General features: G+C 42.0%; 12 protein-coding genes. 3 read left to right on the top strand and 9 right to left on the bottom strand.

Going from position 1 to position 22411, the window contains the following annotated elements; genetic code table 11:
- Positions 1-187: 187 nt before the first annotated feature.
- Complete coding sequence (locus HC965_RS05920) at positions 188-1723, top strand: arylsulfatase (protein WP_191030584.1); 1536 nt, start codon at positions 188-190, stop codon at positions 1721-1723.
- A 266-nt stretch (positions 1724-1989) separates the two neighbouring features.
- On the opposite strand, the gene HC965_RS05915 is transcribed toward HC965_RS05920, so the two are convergent.
- The 9 genes from HC965_RS05915 to HC965_RS05875 all read right to left on the bottom strand — a co-directional run bounded on the left by HC965_RS05915 (position 1990) and on the right by HC965_RS05875 (position 19725).
- The gene (locus HC965_RS05915) at positions 1990-3792 is read right to left on the bottom strand and encodes an alpha-L-fucosidase (RefSeq protein ID WP_191030583.1); all 1803 of its coding nucleotides are present in this window, start codon (positions 3790-3792) and stop codon (positions 1990-1992) included.
- A gap of 21 nt (positions 3793-3813) precedes the next feature.
- Entirely contained in the window at positions 3814-6243 is a 2430-nt protein-coding gene (locus tag HC965_RS05910; protein WP_223854739.1) for a polysaccharide lyase family 8 super-sandwich domain-containing protein, read from the bottom strand.
- 43 nt (positions 6244-6286) lie between these two features.
- Positions 6287-8560 carry a DUF4955 domain-containing protein gene (locus HC965_RS05905; RefSeq protein WP_191030582.1) on the bottom strand — a complete coding sequence of 758 codons (2274 nt, stop codon included), beginning with the start codon at positions 8558-8560 and terminating at the stop codon, positions 6287-6289.
- A 131-nt stretch (positions 8561-8691) separates the two neighbouring features.
- Complete coding sequence (locus HC965_RS05900) at positions 8692-10632, bottom strand: PL29 family lyase N-terminal domain-containing protein (RefSeq protein WP_191030581.1); 1941 nt, start codon at positions 10630-10632, stop codon at positions 8692-8694.
- Positions 10633-10661: 29 nt separating this feature from the next.
- Positions 10662-11546 carry a PL29 family lyase N-terminal domain-containing protein gene (locus HC965_RS05895; RefSeq protein WP_191030580.1) on the bottom strand — a complete coding sequence of 295 codons (885 nt, stop codon included), beginning with the start codon at positions 11544-11546 and terminating at the stop codon, positions 10662-10664.
- An 11-nt stretch (positions 11547-11557) separates the two neighbouring features.
- Positions 11558-13519, bottom strand: a complete 1962-nt coding sequence (locus tag HC965_RS05890; protein WP_191030579.1) for a PL29 family lyase N-terminal domain-containing protein — start codon at positions 13517-13519, stop codon at positions 11558-11560.
- A gap of 19 nt (positions 13520-13538) precedes the next feature.
- A complete protein-coding gene (locus tag HC965_RS05885; protein WP_191030578.1) occupies positions 13539-14657 on the bottom strand; it encodes a DUF5017 domain-containing protein in 1119 nt (372 codons plus the stop codon).
- 42 nt (positions 14658-14699) lie between these two features.
- Positions 14700-16511, bottom strand: coding sequence for a RagB/SusD family nutrient uptake outer membrane protein (locus tag HC965_RS05880; protein ID WP_191030577.1), 1812 nt, complete (start codon positions 16509-16511; stop codon positions 14700-14702).
- A gap of 34 nt (positions 16512-16545) precedes the next feature.
- Positions 16546-19725 (bottom strand): TonB-dependent receptor, encoded by a 3180-nt coding sequence (locus HC965_RS05875; RefSeq protein ID WP_191030576.1) that lies wholly within the window; start codon positions 19723-19725, stop codon positions 16546-16548.
- A 147-nt stretch (positions 19726-19872) separates the two neighbouring features.
- Here HC965_RS05875 and HC965_RS05870 point away from each other — a divergent pair, with 147 nt between their 5' ends.
- On the top strand, positions 19873-20814 hold the full coding sequence (locus HC965_RS05870; protein ID WP_191030741.1) for a tRNA-dihydrouridine synthase family protein: 942 nt from the start codon (positions 19873-19875) through the stop codon (positions 20812-20814).
- A gap of 54 nt (positions 20815-20868) precedes the next feature.
- Positions 20869-22119 carry a DcaP family trimeric outer membrane transporter gene (locus tag HC965_RS05865; protein WP_191030575.1) on the top strand — a complete coding sequence of 417 codons (1251 nt, stop codon included), beginning with the start codon at positions 20869-20871 and terminating at the stop codon, positions 22117-22119.
- Positions 22120-22411: the final 292 nt, after the last annotated feature.

The raw sequence follows: 22411 nt of genomic DNA, 5'->3' as shown, positions 1-22411 counted from the left end.
GTGCCAAAGTGATGGCACAGTTGTGCCAACGAGGTGGCACTAAACCGTTCTGCACGCTTCCGAATCGGGGAAGCGGAACTTTCCCCAGTGTACTATTTTGTACTTCACTTGTACGTTACTGCTCATTCTTTTTTCTCCAATCGTTTATCTTTGTGCATCTAACATCATTCCCTAAAAAGACAGCATTATGAGAAACGTTTCACGTCTACTTCCGTTATTGCCCGGCATTGCTATGTTAACCGGATGCAACCACGCTCCTCAAAAGAGCAATGGACAAAACGGTCAAAAGCCCAACATTATTTATATATTCGCAGACGACCTCGGTATCGGCGACTTGAGTTGTTACGGAGCTACCAAAGTGAGTACACCTAATATCGACCGTCTTGCCGGACAGGGAGTACAATTCACCAATGCTTACGCCACCTCGGCTACCAGCACTCCTTCCCGTTTCGGACTTCTCACAGGTATGTATCCCTGGCGACAGGAGAACACCGGCATTGCTCCCGGAAACTCGGAACTTATCATCGACACAGCCTGCGTTACCATGGCTGATATGTTGAAGGATGCCGGATACGCCACCGGTGCAGTGGGCAAATGGCACCTGGGACTCGGCCCGAAAGGCGGCACTGACTTCAACAGCCAAATCAGCCCGAACGCACAAAGCATCGGTTTCGACTATGAATTTATCATTCCCGCAACCGTAGACCGTGTTCCTTGTGTATTTGTAGAAAACGGTCGTGTGGTAGATCTTGACCCTAACGACCCTATCACCGTCAACTACGACCACAAAGTAGGCGACTGGCCTACGGGAGAAGAAAACCCGGAACTTGTGAAACTGAAACCCAGCCAGGGACATAACAATACCATCATCAACGGCATCCCCCGCATCGGCTGGATGACCGGTGGAAAGTCCGCCCTTTGGAACGATGAGGATATTGCTGATATCATCACCAACAAAGCTAAGAATTTTATCGCTTCCCACCAAGAAGAACCTTTCTTCTTATATATGGGTACGCAAGACGTACATGTGCCCCGTATCCCCCACCCGCGCTTTGCCGGAAAGAGTGGCTTGGGAACCCGTGGCGATGTCATCCTGCAACTGGACTGGACAATCGGAGAAGTAATGCATACGCTGGACAGCCTCAACATAGCTGACAACACTATCTTTATCTTCACCAGCGACAACGGCCCTGTGATTGATGACGGCTACCAGGATCATGCTTACGAAATGCTCAACGGACATACCCCCATGGGAATCTACCGTGGCGGTAAATACAGTGCTTACGAAGCAGGTACGCGTATTCCGTTCATCGTACGCTGGCCTGCCAAGATACAGCCATCCAAGCAACAGGCTCTTTTCTCACAAATCGACGTATATGCATCGCTCGCTTCACTCCTGAACCAGCCTTTGCGCAAGGGAGCAGCCCCCGATAGCCAGGAACATCTGAATGTACTTTTAGGTAAAAATAATACAGACCGTGAATACGTCGTTCAGCAGAACCTGAACAACACGCTCGCCATCGTGAAAGGCCAGTGGAAATACATCGAACCAAGCGACAGTCCCGCTATCGAGTTTTGGACAAAGATGGAATTAGGAAACGATAAACAACCGCAACTCTATGATTTATCGTCCGATCCATCGGAGAAAACGAACGTGGCAAAGCAACACCCTGACATCGTGAAAGAACTGTCTGCCTTGCTGGAAACCGTAAAAGAGAAATAAAAATATGAGAACAGTAGAATTGTATGATTTTGCACCAATCTTGAATCATTATGTCCACAAGAACGGGCACAAAGTCACTACATTTGTACAGAGTTAAACAATGAATATGCGTTACAACAAAAGCAATATATTACGCGATTTTTCTGACCTTAATTGAAAACGTTTAATAAAAATCAGACTTTAATCAATTTAACCCCCAAAAAGAGAGGAACCGCGAGGCCCCTCTCTTTTTTATTTTAGCACTTCTTATAAAAGTAAAGTTCCGGTTAGCGAGCCTCTTTTATAAGTTCTATTCTCATAAAACGAATATTGTTTTCACTTTCATTCTGAATATCTTCACCGAAGAATCCCAAACGGCTGAATGTTCCTGTAGAATTTACCGCAAGCTCCAGTTCTTTCATTCCTTTCTGTCTGAAGTTCACTGTACCAACATCACTCCATGTCTCCGGATACGAATTCTGACGCACATTAGCCAATTCACCATCTTTCTGCATCAGGACAGAATTAAAGGAAGGATTGTCGTCCACTTTCAGTGTTATTTTCGCTCCTTCGGCAAATGTTCTTCTCCAGTGACGGCTGGTAAAGATTCGTACTTTATAGGTCCCCGGTTCGTCAATTTCACATTTCAACTGTAACTTGCCTGTCCCCGCATGGAAATTCTGTGTATTCCCGCCTTCTGCAATGCTAAGGCTCCCTTCCTTCCCCGGAATGATTTTTCCATTAGCGACAGGAATACTGACTACATTCTCATTCATATAGTTGTCTTCGCTGAAACGAACAGGAGCCTTGCACACCAACTTCACAACCGGTATTTGACCGTAATCCAGTTCAGCAGGAATCGTCAAGGCGTAATGTCCTTTATCCGATACAGGAACAACCCTGCCGGAAGATAGAATCTCGGCTTTCTCTACAGGAGACAGAAGACCTTTCAATATAATACGCCTATTGAGGGGTTCGCGCAACATATGCAGATAGACGACATTATCCTTATGGGTAGCATATCCCCAGGGAAAATTATCATTGAAAGGATTACCCGATGTTCCATAGACAGATTCTGAATTTGCCTGCATCCAGTCACCGATAAAGTTCATGATATCAACACTTGGCTGCGGTACGGTTCCATCCTCTTTCGGACCGATATTAATCATATAGTTCACTCCACGGCTTGCACATTCTATCAGCGAACAAAGTATGTCTTTCGGACTTTTCCAGTCATGGTCATTCTTCTTATATCCCCAGGTATGATTCATGGTGGCGACCATCTCCAAATCCATGTTCACACGTGAGCAAGGCATTTCATTATCTCCCAATGCACCATAATCACCCAGGTTATAACCCACGCGACCATTAATTATACATTCCGGTTGCAGTTCTCTGACCACATTTACAAATGTCCGGCTTTGTTCCTTTGTCAAATCAAACGGAGTATCGTACCACAACAAGTCAATCTTACCATACCGGGTAAGCAACTCTTTCATTTGCGGCAGAGCTTTTTCTTTGATATATCGGTCCAAATTGGGTTTTACCTCGGATTTTGGCTTATCATAATGCCCGTCATATTCATTCTTCATAACGGCCGCATCTTCTTCCCTCCAATCCTGTCGATGAGAATAATAGAATCCAACCTTCAATCCCTGTCTACGGCAGGCCTCTACCAACTCTTTCAAAGGGTCTCTCTTATAAGGGGTACGTTCGATATCAAAATCTGAAACTTCACTCGGATAAAGACAGAAGCCTTCGTGATGTTTAGTCGTAAACACGATATAACGTGCTCCTGCCTGCTTTGCCAACTTTACCCATGCATCCGGATCATAGTTGGACAAAGTGAACTTATCTGCCAGTTGCTCATATTCGCTATTCGGAACCTTCGCAAAGTTCTGTATCCATTCGCCAATACCCTCTACAGGTTTTCCATTCCATTCTCCGGCAGCAACGGAGTAAAGCCCCCAATGGATGAACATTCCAAAGCGGCCTTCACGCCACCAATCCATATCTACCGGTTGTTTGGCTTGCCCGCACACAAACACCCAGCTTAGTAATAATGTGCCTACTAACTTTCTTAAATTCATAGTTTTGTTTTATGCTTAACTCTATTTATTCACTAATGATACATATGCCGGACTGCCTTCGGAAAGCGTAGTTTTCAAAATCGTATTTCCGCGACTGTTACTTTCCAGTGATACTTGCAGGTCCTTATCTCCGGCTTCTACAGTCCATTTTCCTTTCAACTCTATCGAAACTTGTGTGGGAGTCGGCTTCCAGTTATTCTTTGCAATCGTTTCCGGGCGAAGATTCGGGTTGCATAAAGCCAGTTCCAGCTTCTTTCCTGCCTTATCCGGACGTTCCATCACCAATAGTTCAGTTTCGGAAGCACATACTACACCGGCAGATAGATTAGAAGCCGGCGCAAAGAATGCGTAAGCTGTCGTAGCCGAAGGAAGGTGCTTAATCACATGCACGGAGTCCTGTGCGGCAATAACCTTAAAGATACGCTCTTTTTCCTGCTGCGCTGCAAGCTCCTTCATCTTTTCGGGAGTCGTGCCCGGAACAACCATAAACTGATAATTCTTCTTCCCGGGTTTCACTCCGTGATTCAAATAAGCTTTTGCGGCAACTTCCTTACCGGATTCTACAGCCATTCCTACTGATGCAGGAGTCGTTTGTTCTTCATATTTAACGATCAGCTTGTCATGTCCCTTCGGTATAAAATATCCGGTAGTAGTAGGAGCCACTATCCAGGCCGGAGCCTGTGAATCAATAACTAATTCCTTGCCTTTTTCTATTTCCTTGCCATCTACTATCAGCTGTTTGCAATCTTTTGAAATAATGGATTGGAAAAGGTTTGTAGCAGTAATCCATTCGTCGGGATACGTACCTTTTGCCGAGATATCTGTCCCTAAACTAAACAGCATGCCATCAATAGCAAATACAGACTTACAGAATGAGAGATTGGTGGGTTCAAAACGACGGCTTCCCCAACGGTCATCCTGGTCGAAAGCTGACGCAAAGATGCCACAGTCTTTCCAGGATAAGGCACCTGCAAAGTTGGTAGTAGCCGATTTCTGATCGAAACGGTCAGTATCATTCTTATTAGGCATCATCTCTTTCCAGTCAGTATAATGTACGGTGGTACTTCCCGGCATCATATTCCAGTCCCAACCTGCACTTTTCTTCTCTTTATCCGCAGGATAACCGCATTTTGACAATCCGCCTTCATAAAGGATCTCCAATGTTCCGTGACTTTGGTATCTACCAAAGCGGTTCGTTTTGCTATATATCTCTCCGCCCCAAAAATTAGTAGTCGGGCAACGCATGACGGCTACCCAATTATCCTGTCTATACACTCCGGCAGGGCTATAATTGAATTGATAGAAACCATCCACATTCAGTTCGGGAGCGTCCTTATATTTCTTTGTCTTATAGAAATAGTTATAATAAGCAGCCAATTCCTTATCATAAGGTATGCCAAGTATATCTGCTCCTACTTCAATCAATGTTTCAAAAAGCTGCTGCGAAAAATTCACATCCAGCCCTGTGAAAGGGTGTCTTCCTGCCATACTATTCGCAAAATAACGATCCTTATCAGAATTTGAGCGAACGGCCATCAAATAAACACTGACTACTGCTTTGCTCATCCGCTGATATGCTTCCTTTTCTATGCGGAAAGAAGTACCTTTCAAGCGTCCCATATACTCCACCCAGGTCCTGTAAGAGTACATATATCCATTATAATGGGTATTATGATGGAATCCGGTGCCATCCGGCTTCAACACATCATATCCGCTGGGACTATATTGTGTACACGCGGACAAAAAGTGTGAGAAAGCAGACAAGTCTTTGATTGCCTGCTCCTCATCCGGGTTATGGACAGCACAGACAAACAGATGCGGAACGACATTATAGATATAATCCGAATTAACTTTTTGCCTGATTTCTTCGTCGCTAAGATTTAGCTGGTCTGCTTCCAGCAGGTTCTGAGCCGCTACTATCAACCGGCTTTTCCGCATATCGTCACATACAGGTAACGCACTTAATAAATCAGCCGGGACTTTACGGACATCGTTATAATTGCTATACTTATATTTGGGAATACTCTCTATAATATTTTGAGAAAACAAGTAATCCAAAAACAGAAACAAGTCCTTCTTCGCCGCGCCACCGTCCTTAAATGCCGCAAAAGCCAGGGCACGTACCGTCTTTGCGATATCTCTTCCCTGCTGAAGTGTGATTTTGTCTTTGTTCAGCAATGAGCTCCCTGTGACGGTCGTTGCATTCACTCGTTCCAACTGATACATTTGTATCTGCATCAAAGCAGCTTCTACCTCATTGGGATTAGCTTTCGGAGCAGTAAGTTTATACTTTTTCCGAAATTCATTCAGTTCCTTCTTTTGGGTGGAAATATCAGATTGTGACATTTCTGCTTGCATATGAGTAACGGGACATGTGCTTGCTGCACCATGAAGAGGTATTCCTCCCCCACCACATAACAAGAATAAGCAGATCAGGTTTCTTAATTTCATAATCAATCAATTATTATAAGGGTTGTCGTTAAGTGTCATGTTCTTACTTCAGTTCTTTTAGCCAGTCGGGAACAAAGCCCAAACGTTTCTCTAACTGTGCTTCGTAAAGCGATTCCGGCTCTACGGGAGTGCCATGACTTTCATCCAGTTTCACTTGTTCCTGTACAAAATTCAGCGGATCACCATGGAAACCTACAATAACCGGCGGAAGGAACTTCCATCCTTTAAAGCCAATACGCCACCAATCGAACACACCGGCAGGGGCAGAATTCCCGCCTGCCACACGTGATCTTTCCGAATACATATTCCAAATGGTGAGATCGTCAAGATGATTAGGAAGCTGGTCATAGTCACCACCTTGGCGGAATTGCATGAATCCTCCCCGGCAGGCATCTATCAGCGTAGCACGCGGTTGAGTGGCATGCGACTCAAAACAAGCATCTTTTCCCCAATGTACACGCCAAATGACGGCTCCCATACTTGGTTTTGATACTCCGCAGGCATGATATTGTCCGGCACCTTCTTCACGGATATTCCTGTCATCTATCAATAAACCATTCGTACGGTCTGTCACCTTCCCGATGAACACACGCGAAGAACCGGCGGAACGGATGGCAGAGTGTCCCCGGTTACCATCAATGGTTATATTGTAGACGGAGATATTAGCACTGTTTGTTATAGAACTGGCTTCACTGACACTCGTAAATTTGACACGGCGCATCCAGGAGTTAGTTAAGCGGGTCATATCCACAGGCTTGTATGCGCCATCATCTTCCCAGGTTCTATGATGCTTGAAATCATCTACGGCATTTCCCACAAAAGTAAGATCCTCTACTCCTACTTCCTCATAATGAGGATATTGGTGGATTTCCCATCCCCAACGTGCTTCTACTTCGTGCATGATGGGCTCTTTGAAAGTGATACGATTACCGCTTTTTGCTATAATCTGATGAAAGTCCTGAACCCGTACACCGTTTTCTATAATATTAACCATGGTTGCTTCTACAGGATAAGGAGTCAACTCTTTATTCACAAGTTCGGGGTCATTGTTCAACAGATAAAGACATACCCAGTCACCCGTATTCAGCATAGTAGCATCAGAAACTTCTACTGTATGGCTACCTCTGGCAGCGTCAGCCGTTACATCACATAGTTTCTTTAATCCTGAATTATGCTTAATATCAAGCAAAGACGGTGACGAGTACATCACTTCCTTGCTATCCGGCAAATTAGGTGTTTCCATGATTAACTTAGTCTTATCCGGTCCGTCGCCTTTAATAACGAAGTATCCGCCGTTAATAGGAATACGATAGCTCGTGTTATTTCCCTTGCTATCTGTGGCATATGTTTTTCCGGCTTCAGGTTCTCTCATTCCGTTGTCGTCCTCGTTGTGCAAAACATATTCTCCCGCAGGAAAATAGATAACAATGCGTGCATTCGGATTATTACCGTTTTTATCACCGTTACGGGTCATTTTCTTCTCTTTCAGAATATCTATCAAGGCTTCCCGGGCACTCATCTTCTTCTCTTCCATACGCTGTTTCACGTTCATCACCTCATATCCTAGTGAAAAGCCATCGGGTGGTGCTACTTCTCCATGTTTATATCCGGCATAGGAGAAGTCGAGTAACATATTATCGTCACTGTTCATCAGAAATTTCTTCCACGCGGGTGTAGTATTGCTATTATGGGTAGGAAGTGTCAATGAGCTTTCTCCGATACGGGGTTCCAGGACAATTGTACCTGTTTCTTCATTCAAAGTGGCTGAACGGTAAAGGGAGAAGTTTTTGGCTGTTTTTCCTGTCAGGGATGGAACCGGAGAATTACTTAGTCGTTTCCACTGATAGCCGTTATAGGAAACTTGCCAATAGCCGTCCTCACCTATTCCTATCAGGGGGGTAAAGACTGCTTTTCCGGTTTTATTCAGGGCGGAAGCCGGATTGCCTTGCAAGTCTGTCAGGACATAAGAAGCACCTTCTAATTGATAGTTCCAATAACCTTCTTCATCAATGCCCAAAAGAGGAATATCTTTATCTTCGGCAGTTTGGGCATACACATCTGCTATTTGTTGATTGCTCAATTGAAGTTTGTAGTGCCCTTTCTCGTCAGAAGTATAGTCTACAATCTCTACCTTATTTGCCAACATGGCTTGATAGGCAGAAATATTTGTATTGTATTGGGTGATAAGTTCCGTTATTTGCTCCGGTTGGTCGGGGATGGGATTGTTGTTTACTACTTCATCGTCAGAGCAGGAAGAAAAGGCTATATTAACAGCTAAGATAAAAGTAGTGACAGTAGCGTATAAATTCAGTTTCATGCTTTTCATATGTTAAATTAAAATCTATTAATAAGGCGAAGAATCTACCACTATATACTTAGCACCAAAGATTCTTCGCCTTATTCCATACAATATAATCAAGAGATCACATTATTATTCCTTATCTTCATTTATTCAATGTCCGAACCATATTTTCCTTTATAAGTATCATTCAGAATGAATGTACCAGCAGCAAAGTCTGTACTTACAAAAGGAGAGCCTTTCAAAGGCGTTATAGCATTTGTTATCCCTGAAGGTGTGCCGTTACCACCTCTAAAGAACAACCATTTTGCTCCACTCTCGTCAAACACAATATTATCCTCAATCTTTGTCTTGTCTGATGGAGTCGATGATCCCGCCTTAGAACTAATCCAGTTGCAACCACCATTCCAAGCTCCACCATTCCATACTATATTCTTAGCCAATAAGCTCTCATTGCTCGGGATTCCTTGAATATATCCTTGTGAAGAGTTCGGAACAACGTTGACAAATGTATTTCTTTCAACAAGGAAAGTAATATTCGTATTAGCATAAACTAATAATTTCAAATCAATGGTTGTAGCCGCATCTTCAGCATAGAATACATTATTTGTTATCTGAATATTCGAATTGGCAAATGTCGCATTATTGGGATGGAAATTAATAATTTTCGTTTCGGCACTACCATTCGTCAATGAGAAACGGCATGAATTAAGTATAAAATTCTTTATAGAGATAGTAGTGTTACTCCCAGAAGATATACTAAACAGTGCACGGCCATTCCCTGCTTTACCCAATTTAATAATACAATCATCCATAGCCAAGTATTCAAACATACAGGTTCCCTTTCCTTCTAAAGTTGACAAATAATTGGCATTTAATGTGCCATCAAGAATCAAACCTTTGCACAAAAGACCTGTTGCTGTCGCATTTGATGAATTAAAAGCAAAGTACTTGCCAGCTCCCATTTCTACCGTCGCTCTCTTATCCGGATTATTATTAATCAGAATAAGATAATCTTGTATGGACATTTTTGCAGTAAGACTAATATCTGCATCAATGAAATAAACCTTATCTGTTGTAAACACAGTAAAACTACCTGCATTATCTTCAGATATTAATTCCGCATTCGGATAATCATACTTATTAATAACTAAATTTCCAACTTTAATATCCAACCCGGCTTGATATTCTGCCCAGTAGCTATTTGTTATCGTTTTTGCCTTAATCTGATCCGTAGCAGTATTCACTCCATGAGTCACCTCTACTACAATTACACATTCGCTTGCTGTAGAAGGCGGGGTTACAGTTACAGTAACTTCTTTCGCACCAGTCACGTATGGCAATACCTTTGCATTCCAGTCTGTCGGAGCATTCACCCGTACTAAATCTCCTTCAACCAAATTTACTTTTACAGTAAGAGAAGACGCTGTTCCTCCTGCTACCATCCAGAAACCGTTAGTCATAGACGCCGGAGCATTAATAGCACATTCCAGTCCTTTTATAATAGGAATAAGATGTTCAGTCCCATCATTCAGAGTAACCTTAAAGTTATCTCCTTCCACTATCGCAGATTTGATCGGATTTGTTTGGCTATTTGTTCCTTCGGCCAAGCCGTTTTCTAAAACACTCCAATTCGTCCCATTGTCATAACTTACCCACCAGTATTTTTTTCCTCCATCTGCCGGATTAGCTTCAATCTTAAATTTAGGAGTAATTGACGCATCGTCTCCATCTTCTGCTTTGGCACGCAGACCTGTATCCTTTCCACCAATAAACCAATTTCCGTTTTCACCGATTTCAATAGAAGGATAATTGCCACCGGTTGCACCCGGAGTTAAAGTCAATGTTTCGCCATTACTTAAAGTTAGTGTATAAGTATCACCATTAACAGAATAATCTGTAATAGTCTTGTTACCATCCAACAGCACACGAATGATGTTCATTTCATCGTTTAACTGCTGAACCTGTGCTTCGAAATTCGCCACACGGTCTTTTAGAGCATCAATGTCTCTTTCCAGGTCGTCTGTGTTGCATGACACAAAAGTCAATGCCAACAAACTGAATAATATGAATGATTTATAGAATTTCATAATAATTTCTTTGCTTTTATTAGTTCGACTTATTCACTAACCGTCACTTTCAATGGTTTAATCAATCTATATCCTTCTTTAGAGAATATCTGGAAATAAACAGTATACTCGCCCGCTGCTACTCCTTTCGCGCTAACCGTTAAATTATCGGATGCAGCATCCGTCAGATTTACCTTCAAAGGAGTTTGGTCGATAATGATATTGTCGACATTGGTCGGCGTTGCAGTTATAGTTATGGAACCTGCTTTGGCTACTGTTACGGAAGTAAGTTCTCCCGATACGTTTGAAAAAGCCAGATTCAAACCACCCAATAAAGGTATGGTTGTCGAACCGTCAGCAAAACCAAACGTCATATTATTACCCTCTACTGTGACACTTGAGAATATGCCACCTGGAATTTTCTCAATATTAGCAATATTATAACGACCTTCTATGCGCTGTACTTCGCCGCCTTCAATGGTATAACACCAATAGCCATCCGAATCAATTGATATGGTCGGTGTCTTTCCGTCTTTTCCGTCTACCGGAACAGCCGGACAGGGATTGCCAGCCTTATCTGTCAATTCTTTTGTTTCTCCATTAAGAGTGTATGTCCAGTTACCTGCGTCATTAACGCCAAGTGTAGGAATCTCTCCGGCAGGTTGACCACTATAGATAACTAACTTTTTACCATCACTCAATGTGAGGGTGTAATTTCCCTTCTCGTCCATTGAGTAGTCAGTTATAAGAACGAGTCCTTTCATTGCGTCCTGGAAAGATTTAATGCCTGTGTTCAAATCTACAAGGTCATCTTCCAAAGCATCCAAACGGGCATTCAGGTCGTCAATATCTTTACGTATATCATCCTTATCATCACACGCTGTAAAGGTGATGACGGGTAATAAGCAAATTAATAGTATCAATATCTTTTTCATAATTCTAAGTTTTAGCGTTGTGCACCATATTGAGTATAACCATCTTTAGGTATAAAGACACCTGTTGACTTGTCAAAAGTAGATGAGTTAGCTATATCGAATAATCCTTCAACTTTATCTAGTTCTTGTATACCCTCTGGTAAAGCAGCAAAAGACATCTTCAAGTTCATCTCCGAATTCCCGGTATATCCATAATTATTCATACCGACAGCATTAGACATAGCAGTCGCAGTTCTCAGTATAACGGTTGTGGTAATAGGTTTATCATATCCTACAAAAGTCGTAGCCGGATAGGTTAACCAATAGATATTATCTTTAATAGTTAGTTTTGTTATAGCCTTGCAATAAACAATTCCTGTACTGCCACTACCACTTGAAGACTCTACATCTATAAACGTATTGGAGTTTATTATCAATTCTTCTTTAATAGTTCTATTCGTACCTCCGGCAAACAGTTTAAAATTAGCCAAATGATTATCAGCATGATCCTGTCCTACCGCTTGTGAATAATAAACTATATTATTTTCAAATATTAATCGGGAGCAATCCATATTGTTTATCAGATTCAACCCAACACCTGTATCATCAATTCTTATGTTCGAGTCAGTTATTTCACAATAATTCAAATAATGAGTATTGGCCGTTTGTGGCATAATTAAACCTTTATTGGAAGCAACCAAACCGTTTATATTACATTTATTAAATACAACATTAACGTCAGCCGCATTTAAACGTAGCGGATAATGATTAGAAGTATTATTTAAAGTCACATTTTGGCATACAAATGTTCCAGTGAGATAAATTTGTTTGGAAACAGCCAAATTTATTACAGTCACATCCGAAGTAGTTGGTATAATAATCAAATTATCTACTCCTGTAGCTCCCAAATCATAAGTCAGCGTTACATTATTGGTAGACACAAAATAGACTCCTCCTTCCGATATAGCTTGATCTGAAGTAATTTCTGTCGCTTCTCCATATACGTCTTTCTTGATTTCCAATCCACCGACGGCAACAACCAGTCCCTCTTCATATTTATTCAAATTATTGCTATAATCTTTCGGATTCTTCACTTTAATCTTATCAACAGCCCAAAACGCTCCTTTTTGAACTTGAACAGTCACATCCGTAGTGTTATCAGCCATAGCTCTGGTCAATGCCTTAACATCTGCGGCAGGAGCAAAAATCGATAATTGATAGTTGTTACCTTGTTCATCCGCCACATCCAGTTTACTCAAAGTAGCTCTCCAGCCTTGCGGACAGGTAACTTGTGAATTATCGCCTTCTATCTTAACAGGAACAATTACTCTTTCTCCCTTATTAATAACCAAAAAGCCTTCATCATCCAACGCAGACTTATCAATAACACAAACCAGTGTTGCTACAATAGGAAGTGTATGTATACTACCATCTTTTAAAGTCACCACAAAGTTATTGCCATCAACCTCGGCAGATTCAAAGATTTGGTCACCCAGGGAACTTCCACCGGCAATACCTTCGCCACCGGGAACATTCGCCCAAGCACCATCACCGAAGCGTACTTGCCAGTTACCGTTCTCTACACGAAATTCCGGATAACCTTCACCATTCTTACCGTCTTCTCCCACAGCAACGATTCCTGTAGGATTACCATTTATGTACCATTTGCCATCCTCGCCGATTGTTATTTCCGGCTCATTAACCGTTCCTTCTTTACCAATAACGAGAGACAGTTGTCTACCGTCACTCAAAGTGATAATATATTTTTCGACTCCGCCCTCTGTGACAGTCTCGACTTTACTAACCGTCTTATTCTGGGGATCAAGGATATAGCCGATTACAGCCAAATTATTATTCAACAGCTTCACCTGTTCCTCAATAAGCGTCACCCTATCCTTCAGGTTGTTCATATCGTCTTTCAGGTCGTCCAGCGTACAACCGATAACGGTAAAAACCATCAGGACGAAAAGTATATACGATTTTATGTACTTCATAATCTATTAGTATTTAAAGTTATTCTGTTACATTAATAATCAAATCACAAGTCTTGGATGCCGCATGCGCATAATTGGAATTATTCATCAGGAATGTAGCAGTATACGTACCCACTTGATTATAAGTATAAGTGTAAGAATTCAATTCCTGAGAAACATCTTTCACCTTCACTCCCGAATCCGGTGACGGACATTCAAGCAGGTTCAAATAATCAGAAACAAGCCAGGTATATTTCCAGTCTAAACCGGTAGCAGCGCCAGTGACAGCAAAGCTACCGTTTGCTATACTACTCAAATTCCACATACCCGATACACCTGTTGTAACAGAGCCATACTCACGGTCTTTTGGCATGTTTATTTCAGCCTGCTCTTTAAATACTGTCTTATTTTTCATATTTAAAGGAGTAAAGCCAAAAGAAGAAGCATAAGCAGTTGTTACACGACCGTTTTTCCAAGTAGTTTCAACACGCATACCTACGAAATTGAATGTTGACTGGGGAATAGGATCGCCGCTACTGTAAGGAGGAAAGTCGGATGACTTTTTCCCGTCCTTATTGAATGCAATAGCCAATGTCAGCTTTTTACCTATAAACTTTTTCACCGATTCACTATAATTCAGTGCGTTGGCTGCACTACCCAATACTGAAGTAGGCAACTTTGTCCGTGGGATAAAGGTCTTCCATGCTGTAGTTTTCTCTACTAAAACAGAATCAGCCTCAAAATTAGTCTTACTCATCCCCGGAAAAACCGTGCTATTCTCCGAACCGGGTTCCTGTTCATCCGCCAAATATAGTATATCCAACTGATTCGTGCATGAATTTGCATTTCCCGTTGCTGTCCAAACCCCGAACTTCAGTTCACAGGTTTCAACATCTTCCGCGGAATATTCCTTTCTGTCCCGGTAAATATATTGATGTCCGAGTTCACCACTGAAAAAAGATACATAATCAGGATCACCATGAAGCAGAAATTCAACAGGAGTTCCTTTTTTTACAGTCAGTATATTTCCCTCGTATCTTACATTTTCGTTGGTTGCCACACTTACGCTGACATCCGTCAAGTCTCGATCCAGTTCTTTCTCACAAGATGTGAAGTAAAGAACTCCCAAGCTTACTAATAACAATTTATATGTTTTCATCGTCCTATTCTTTTCTTTAATAATTTAATAGACTCAAGGTGATTACCAACCCGGGTTATTATCTGTAATCAGTTTATTCACAGCTTTTTCAGCATCCGGAATGGGGAAATACTGATAAGCGGAAGTCACGCGGTAGAATGGCGCTGCCTGAGAACCCTGGTTCCAATGTGTGCCACTCAGTGCCAGGTCAACTTGTTCATTCATCTTCTCTACAAACTCTCCCCAACGAATCAAGTCGAAACGACGGGTATATTCAAAGCACAGTTCCATGGCACGTTCATCTTTTATCGCGTTGCGGAAAGCAACCTGCGAATTAAGAGAACCTGTATGATCTGTGATTCCTGCACGGTCGCGTACTTCCTTCAGGCAACGTTTAGCCAAATCTGTCGGATAGCCCTGATATTCATTTTCTGCTTCTGCCACCATCAACAATACGTCCGAATAGCGAAGGATCGGGAAGTTGATAGAGGTAAGATTCTTATTTCTCTTGGTAGCAGGTTCATACTCACGACGGAATTTTGCGCAGCATAAGTCTTTTCTTACCTTGTCTGCGGCAACCGCTTTCTTATAAACATCTCCTCTTTGGCTTGTCTTATTGGCAAATTCCTTACCTTCATCCGGGCCATCATAATCATAAGATTTTTCTCCATACCAACCCGCACCGGTTACCAATTCATATAATTCCTTGTTTTCAAAAGTTCTTCCTACAATTCCGGTTTTACCTTTAATACCTGCGTCAGCATCAGCATCCAGCGCACGATAGGTGAAAGGTGCTATGTTCCAGGTGAAACGTTTCTTATCACCATTCTCGGTATACAAATCATAAAGTTTCGGTGTAGCCCAAAGGAATCCGTAAGAATATCCCGGGTCAGCTTTTCCTACCAGAGCGGATTGAGAAGAGAAGTCCGAACATTGAAGTCCAATCGTATTTCCGATACGACCTTCCGAACGTACATCTCCCGTACCGTCACCGGCAAACTCAACTTCCCAAATGCTTTCATTAGAACCGGTTGTATTGTATTTGTTCGAGCACATATCAATGAATGTATCCCAATAATCATCAGCAAGGTCATGTCCTTCCGCCATTACTTTCTGTCCGAAGAAGCTGGCACGTTCGAAATAAGAGTTCGTTTCGGCAGATGCAGGTTTGCCGTCACGATAATGTTCGCCTGCCCAAAACAGATAAACACGTGCCAGGATTCCCCATGCAGCCGACTGCGAAATGCGACTGGGCTTATAACCCAATTCATTGGCAGAAAGCAGCCCCTCATCAGCGGCTTCTTCCATTTCTTTCACAATAAACTTATAAATCACATTCTTGTCGGTACGGGCAATATCTTTATTGGTTACCGTGCCTGACGAATAAGTAGATTCCAGTTTCAAAGGAACATCTCCCCAGCATTGCACCAGGTTAAAATAGTAGAATGCACGCAGGAAACGCGCTTCCGATTTATACTGCGCACATTTCTCAGCACTTATCCCCGGCACTTTATCTATTTCTTCAAGAAACATGTTAGTACGCTCGATACCATTGTATAAATTAGCCCAGAATTGTGTGACAGCCGCGTCACTGGTTGTCGTATTATTACAGATTAATCCTGTATTGGAAATACGTCCGGTAGATCCGCCGTAGAATTCCAAGTCGTCACCTCCTACGAGAACCATATAATCGCCACCATAGAAAGTAGATTGCGCTAAGTTCGCATAAGCTCCGGTCAGAAAGTTCTGAGCCTCCGTTTCATTCTGGAAATAGTTTTCCGGAACAATCTTATATGGTTCCTTTTCCAAAAAGTCACACGACGCCATTGTACATGCAGCTACAAAAGAAAGGAATGCTATTTTTATCGTTTTCATAAATTCTTCTTTATATCTATTATTTCAAATAATATTAAAATCCTAAATTAACTCCGAAGTTGACTGCATAAGCTCTCGGATAAGCGGAATAGTCAAGTCCCGGTGTCAAGGCGCTGTTACGGATAGAAACTTCAGGGTCATAACCGGAATAACCGGAAATTGTCCAAAGGTTCTGTCCTGCCACATAAACACGGGCATTCGAGATTCCCCACTTTTTAATCACCTTCTTGGGCAGAGTATAGCCGATACTCAGCGTCTTTAAGCGAAGGAAAGAACCATCTTCGATAACACGTGAAGATACCACCTTGTTAGAACTGGAGTTCTTGGCAACCGGAATGTCGCTATACGGATTCTCCGGTGTCCAGCGATTAGCATAAGTCGCATACTGATTCAGGTTACGCGAATTATTGACGTTTTCGAAGAATAAACGGTTAGCATTCAAGATATCATTTCCATAAGACCACTGGAAGAAGATACTCAAATCGAAGCCTTTGTATTCAAAATCATTGGTGAAACCACCTGTATGAATAGGCAGGCCACGCCCGATCATAGTACGGTCATTGGAATCTATGACACCATCGCCGTTCAAATCTTTATATTTAGGCATACCGGGTTGTGTATTGCTCTCACTGGAGTAGTAAGGAACACCCGGACGTAATACATATGTATCACCTGATTTATAGAAGTCCTCATACTTGTAAGTTCCTTCATATTGATAACCATACATCATACCCATCGAATAGCCTTTCTTTGCAATATATGTAGGTTGTGTATTGTATGCCTGGTCAAAGTAAGCAGAAGTCAACAAGGATTTCTGACCTTCGGCAAGTTCCAATACCTTATTCTTATTGAATGCGATATTGAAGTTGGTACTCCATTTGAAGCCGTTCTTATTGTAGTTTATCGTATTCAAGGTAAATTCCACACCAGAGTTACGTACCTTACCCACATTCTTCATTGCACTCTTGAAACCTGTTGTATAAGACATGTCCGCATCCAAAAGCAAATCACGGGTTGTTTTCATATACCAGTCAACATTCACACTGATACGTTCGTCGAAAAAGCCTAAGTCCAAACCAACATTCCATTGTTCGGTCGTTTCCCATTTCAAATCTTTATTTGACAAGGCGATAGGTACCATACCGATACTGTTCTGATTGTTTTCAAACGGATAAACTCCTGACGGAATATTATTTGAAGATGCTTTCAGCATTCGCAGCAATGCATAAGCTTCATATTCACCTACACGGTTGTTACCTGTCAAACCCCAGCTGGCACGCAACTTACCATTGGAAACAACAGATTTGAAATCTCGCATGAAGTTCTCTTCACTAAAGTTCCAGGCTAAAGAAGCCGAAGGGAAGAAACCATACCGATTCTTTTTAGCGAATTTGGAAGAACCATCGGCACGGAATGATGCTGTTGCGTAGTATTTAGACAGATAGTTATAGTTCACACGGCCTAAGTAAGACATCATAGCCCACGATGACTTCTCGGAACTGGTAGTACTCGGAATACCTTCACTCATACCGGCCATTCCCATAGATTCATTCGGAATATTGGTAGTCTTGAAAGAGTAGTACTCGTAATCAGAGTTTTGGAAAGTGATACCAAGCAATGAATTAAAGAAGTGTTTCTTCTTTATATTAGCCTGATAGGTCAGGACGTTTTCATTCAACCACGTCAGACGTTGGTTACGAACAACCTGCGCATTGACTTTATCTGTAGAAATCGGGCTACCATAACGTGTCTTTGAATTATTGAATGTATCATTGTTACGGGCATCGTAAGTATAACCGCCTGAAACTTTTAGTTTCAAACCTTTTATAAACTCGTATTCTACGAAACCGTTCAACTGAAGATTATTGGTGTAGTTCTTGCGATACTCATTCTTCAATGACATAATCGGGTTGAAACGATAATCATTAGTCGGCTCTACGGAAGAGTCGAGTGCATTGTCCATCAATGTATTCAATGGAACATCTGGCTCTGTAACCGGGCGATATCCCCATACACTATAGAACAAGTTGTTCATACCGCTGGAAGAATATAGAGAGGTAGAACTACCTGTCTGAATAGCACGTGAATAGTTGGCAGTTATACTCATATTCAGTTTACCACGGCGAACCACTGTATTCATACGTGTCTGGAAACGCTTATAGTTTGAGTTCAGGACGATACCATCTTGGTCGAAATAAGAAGCCGAAGCATTATAGCGAACGCCTTCCGTACCTCCCATCAAACTTACGTTATGGCTCTGCTGCCAGGCAGTACGGAATATTTCGTCTTGCCAGTCATACTGCGGAACACCACGATAATCATCTAATGTCCACTGCTTGCCTTGATGCTCGATGAGATAATTCTTTTGTGTATCTGCCGGAAACATTTCGTTTTGCAACTTCACAAACTCATATGCATCCAGCATCGGAATCGTATTGGTTACTTTTTGCACACCGAAACTTCCGTCATACTTCAGTTGCGGTTTTCCTACCTTACCTTTCTTAGTGGTGATAATAACGACACCATTGGCACCACGTGCACCATAAATGGCAGTAGCCGAAGCATCTTTCAATACTTCAACAGATTCGGCATCCGAAGTGCTAATAGTAGCTGCGATAGCAGGGTCTTCCACCGGGAAACCATCAATGACATACAATGGTGAGTTGTCCTGTGTCAAAGAGTTGTTACCACGGATTACGATGTTCATCGTTCCGCCCGGCATACCTTCGCCCGAACTAACATTCACTCCGGCAATACGTCCACCCAAGGTTTGGTCGAACGAAGAGGTAGGTGTTTTGAGCAAGCCTTCCATATCGACTTTTGCCACAGCACCGGTAAGGTCTTTCTTCTTGATTTCCTGATAGCCTACGATGACTACTTCGTCCAGTGTCTTTGTATCTTCTTTCAGCACAACAGACATAGGTTTAGATGCATCGACTGGCACTTCTTGGGTTATATAACCGATAAAAGAGATGACAAGAATGGATTTCTTGTTAGGAACATTTAGTGAGAATTTGCCGTCAAGGTCTGAGATTGTGCCTTGAGTGCCTCCTTTGACCTGGATGCTTGCGCCAGGCACCGATTCTCCAGTTTGGTCAACAACTGTACCCCGTACAAGTACTTGGGCCAGTGCCACAGAGAATGAAAATAAGGTTAACAGTAACATACTGAGACCTCTCTTCCATGAAAGATTAATTCGGAATTCGGGTTGCATACTATTCGTTTTACATTTAAAATTAGATTTGTCAATGCGCAAATTTATAAACTCACAGCCTACTTTACAGGCCAAAATTATTCAATTATGATACAAAAACATACATATAAAAATATATTAGGTGTATCTTTGTGCAAAAATAACGTAATGCAAGACTTACCCATTCACTTTGCCCCGCTACAGGGGTACACAGAAGCTTTTTACCGCAATGCGCATGCTGCTTGTTTCGGCGGTATAGATACTTATTATACTCCATTCGTACGAATTGAGAAAGGCCGTTTCCGCCATAGAGATGTCCGTGGCATCGAACCGGCAAACAATCAGGTACCGCATCTCGTCCCTCAATTAATAGCGCCGACAGCGGAGAAAGCGGAAGCGATCCTGTCTCTTTTCATCGAGAAAGGATATGAAGAAGCGGACATAAACCTGGGGTGTCCCTTTCCTCTTTTGGCGAAGCGACACAATGGTTCCGGCATCCTGCCTTATCCCGAAGAGGTGGAAGCATTGCTCAGCCTGATTCAGAAGTATCCGCAGATTAGCTTTTCTATAAAAATGAGATTGGGCTGGGAAAATTCGGACGAATGTCTCAAACTGCTTCCTATTATTAATGACTTACCACTGCGACAGGTTACTATGCATCCCCGTTTAGGCAAACAACAATATAAAGGTGAAGTAGACTTGAAAGGATTCGCTGCTTTTCAAGATGCCTGCAAGCACCCGATTATTTACAACGGAGATATAAACAATCTGGAGGATATTCAACGGATTCAGGATAAATTCCCTACACTGGCCGGAATTATGATAGGACGCGGGTTGCTTGCCAACCCTGCATTAGCTGCAGAGCATAGACAAGGTCGTGTTTTCGAGTTCGATGAAATGGTGGAAAAATTACATTCCATGCACAAAAGCGTATACACGCAGTATGCAGAGCAGCTTCAAGGAGGCGACGCGCAACTTTTAAACAAGATGAAAACCTTTTGGGAGTATTTATTGCCCAATGCTGATAAAAAATTATTAAAAGCGATTCATAAAAGTACAAGTCTGAATAAATATAATCAGGCTGTCAGTGCCTTTTTTAATCAACGATAAGCCGATTGCCGGTTATTTTACGTAATTTTGCGCCCGTTTATAAACAAGCACATGATGAAAAAATACATTCTAATCTTTCTTTGCCTGATAACCGTTTCGGGCAGTTTTGCACAGATGAAGGACTTCAAATTCAAGTTCTATGGACAGATTCGCACTGACTTTTACTACAATAGTCGCGCCAATGAGGAAACCGTAGACGGATTGTTCTATATGTATCCGAAAGATAAAGTACGTGACGAAGATGGAAATGATCTGAATTCAACTGCGAATAGTAATTTCTATACGTTATATTCACGTTTGGGAGTAGATGTTGCCGGACCTAAACTGGGAACAGCCAAGACTTCCGCTAAAGTGGAGGTAGACTTTCGTGGTACAGGCAGTTCTTATTCGGTAGTCCGTCTTCGCCATGCGTATCTCAATTTGGATTGGGGGAAATCGGCTTTATTACTCGGTCAAACCTGGCATCCGTTGTTCGGGGATGTTTCTCCGCAGATTCTTAATCTTTCCGTTGGAGCGCCTTTCCAGCCGTTCAGTCGTGCGCCGCAGATTCGTTATCGTTATACCAATAGTGATTTTCAACTCACAGGAGCTGCCGTATGGCAATCACAGTATTTGTCTCAAGGCATCGACTCTGAAAATCCTTCAAAAAGTAAGAAAAGTCAAGAGTATATAAAGAAAAGCTGTGTTCCTGAGATTTATGTCGGAGCAGACTACAAGAAGGGTGGTTTACTGGCTGGTGTGGGCATTGAGCTGTTATCATTGAAACCACGCACAGAGTCTATAGGAGAAACTGGAAAAACATATAAAGTAGATGAACGTATCACTACTCTCTCTTATGAAGCCCATGTGAAATATACAAATAAAGACTGGTTCATCGGTGCAAAAAGTGTTCTAGGCTCCAATCTTACACAAACCTCCGGTCTTGGTGGGTTTGGTATTAAATCTATCAGTGAGCGTACAGGTGAACAAAGATATACGCCGATACGTGTTTCCAGTTCTTGGTTCAATGTTGTTTACGGGCAGAAATGGAAACCGGGAATCTTTGTCGGTTATGCTAAGAATCTGGGGACAAGCGATGATTTAGCAATCGGTCATACCCAACTGTATGGAACAGGAACCAATCTCGACCAACTAGTAACAGCAGGTGCTGAATTAACTTACAACGTACCTCACTGGAAATTTGGCTTGGAATATACATTAAGCTCGGCATGGTATGGTTCGCTCAATGAATCTAACGGAAAAATTATAGATACTCATGCTGTATGCAACAATCGCATTGTTGCTGTTGCCATGTTTATGTTCTAACCTCTACGTAGAGTTACATTTTCTACTTTTTATTGTCACTTGTCACTTTTTGGAGTTAATATTCTAATAACCAATAAATAAGGAGTGACAATAGCCGGTGATAATAGAGTGACAATAGAAACTTATGAATTTTCTATTGTCACTCTACTCTTTATTATCTGCCGTATTCCAAAGACTTCATATACTACTTAAAGACATCCGTCGAGAGTTATAGCGAAAACTTATTCAGTATAGAATAATAGAATGTGACAACTTATTTAGTAACCAGCCTCTAATTATAACTACATCTCCA

Source organism: Bacteroides sp. GM023, from assembly GCF_014750685.1.
Taxonomy (GTDB): domain Bacteria; phylum Bacteroidota; class Bacteroidia; order Bacteroidales; family Bacteroidaceae; genus Bacteroides.
The sequence above is the reverse complement of the archived record's forward strand: the minus strand, read 5'-3'. Positions and strand labels throughout refer to the sequence as shown.

Coding starts and splice junctions, on each gene's coding strand:
- HC965_RS05920 (WP_191030584.1), top strand. CDS start 188: ATGAGAAACGTTTCACGTCTACTTCCGTTATTGCCCGGCATTGCTATG.
- HC965_RS05915 (WP_191030583.1), bottom strand. CDS start 3,792: ATGAATTTAAGAAAGTTAGTAGGCACATTATTACTAAGCTGGGTGTTT.
- HC965_RS05910 (WP_223854739.1), bottom strand. CDS start 6,243: ATGAAATTAAGAAACCTGATCTGCTTATTCTTGTTATGTGGTGGGGGA.
- HC965_RS05905 (WP_191030582.1), bottom strand. CDS start 8,560: ATGAAACTGAATTTATACGCTACTGTCACTACTTTTATCTTAGCTGTT.
- HC965_RS05900 (WP_191030581.1), bottom strand. CDS start 10,632: ATGAAATTCTATAAATCATTCATATTATTCAGTTTGTTGGCATTGACT.
- HC965_RS05895 (WP_191030580.1), bottom strand. CDS start 11,546: ATGAAAAAGATATTGATACTATTAATTTGCTTATTACCCGTCATCACC.
- HC965_RS05890 (WP_191030579.1), bottom strand. CDS start 13,519: ATGAAGTACATAAAATCGTATATACTTTTCGTCCTGATGGTTTTTACC.
- HC965_RS05885 (WP_191030578.1), bottom strand. CDS start 14,657: ATGAAAACATATAAATTGTTATTAGTAAGCTTGGGAGTTCTTTACTTC.
- HC965_RS05880 (WP_191030577.1), bottom strand. CDS start 16,511: ATGAAAACGATAAAAATAGCATTCCTTTCTTTTGTAGCTGCATGTACA.
- HC965_RS05875 (WP_191030576.1), bottom strand. CDS start 19,725: ATGCAACCCGAATTCCGAATTAATCTTTCATGGAAGAGAGGTCTCAGT.
- HC965_RS05870 (WP_191030741.1), top strand. CDS start 19,873: ATGCAAGACTTACCCATTCACTTTGCCCCGCTACAGGGGTACACAGAA.
- HC965_RS05865 (WP_191030575.1), top strand. CDS start 20,869: ATGAAAAAATACATTCTAATCTTTCTTTGCCTGATAACCGTTTCGGGC.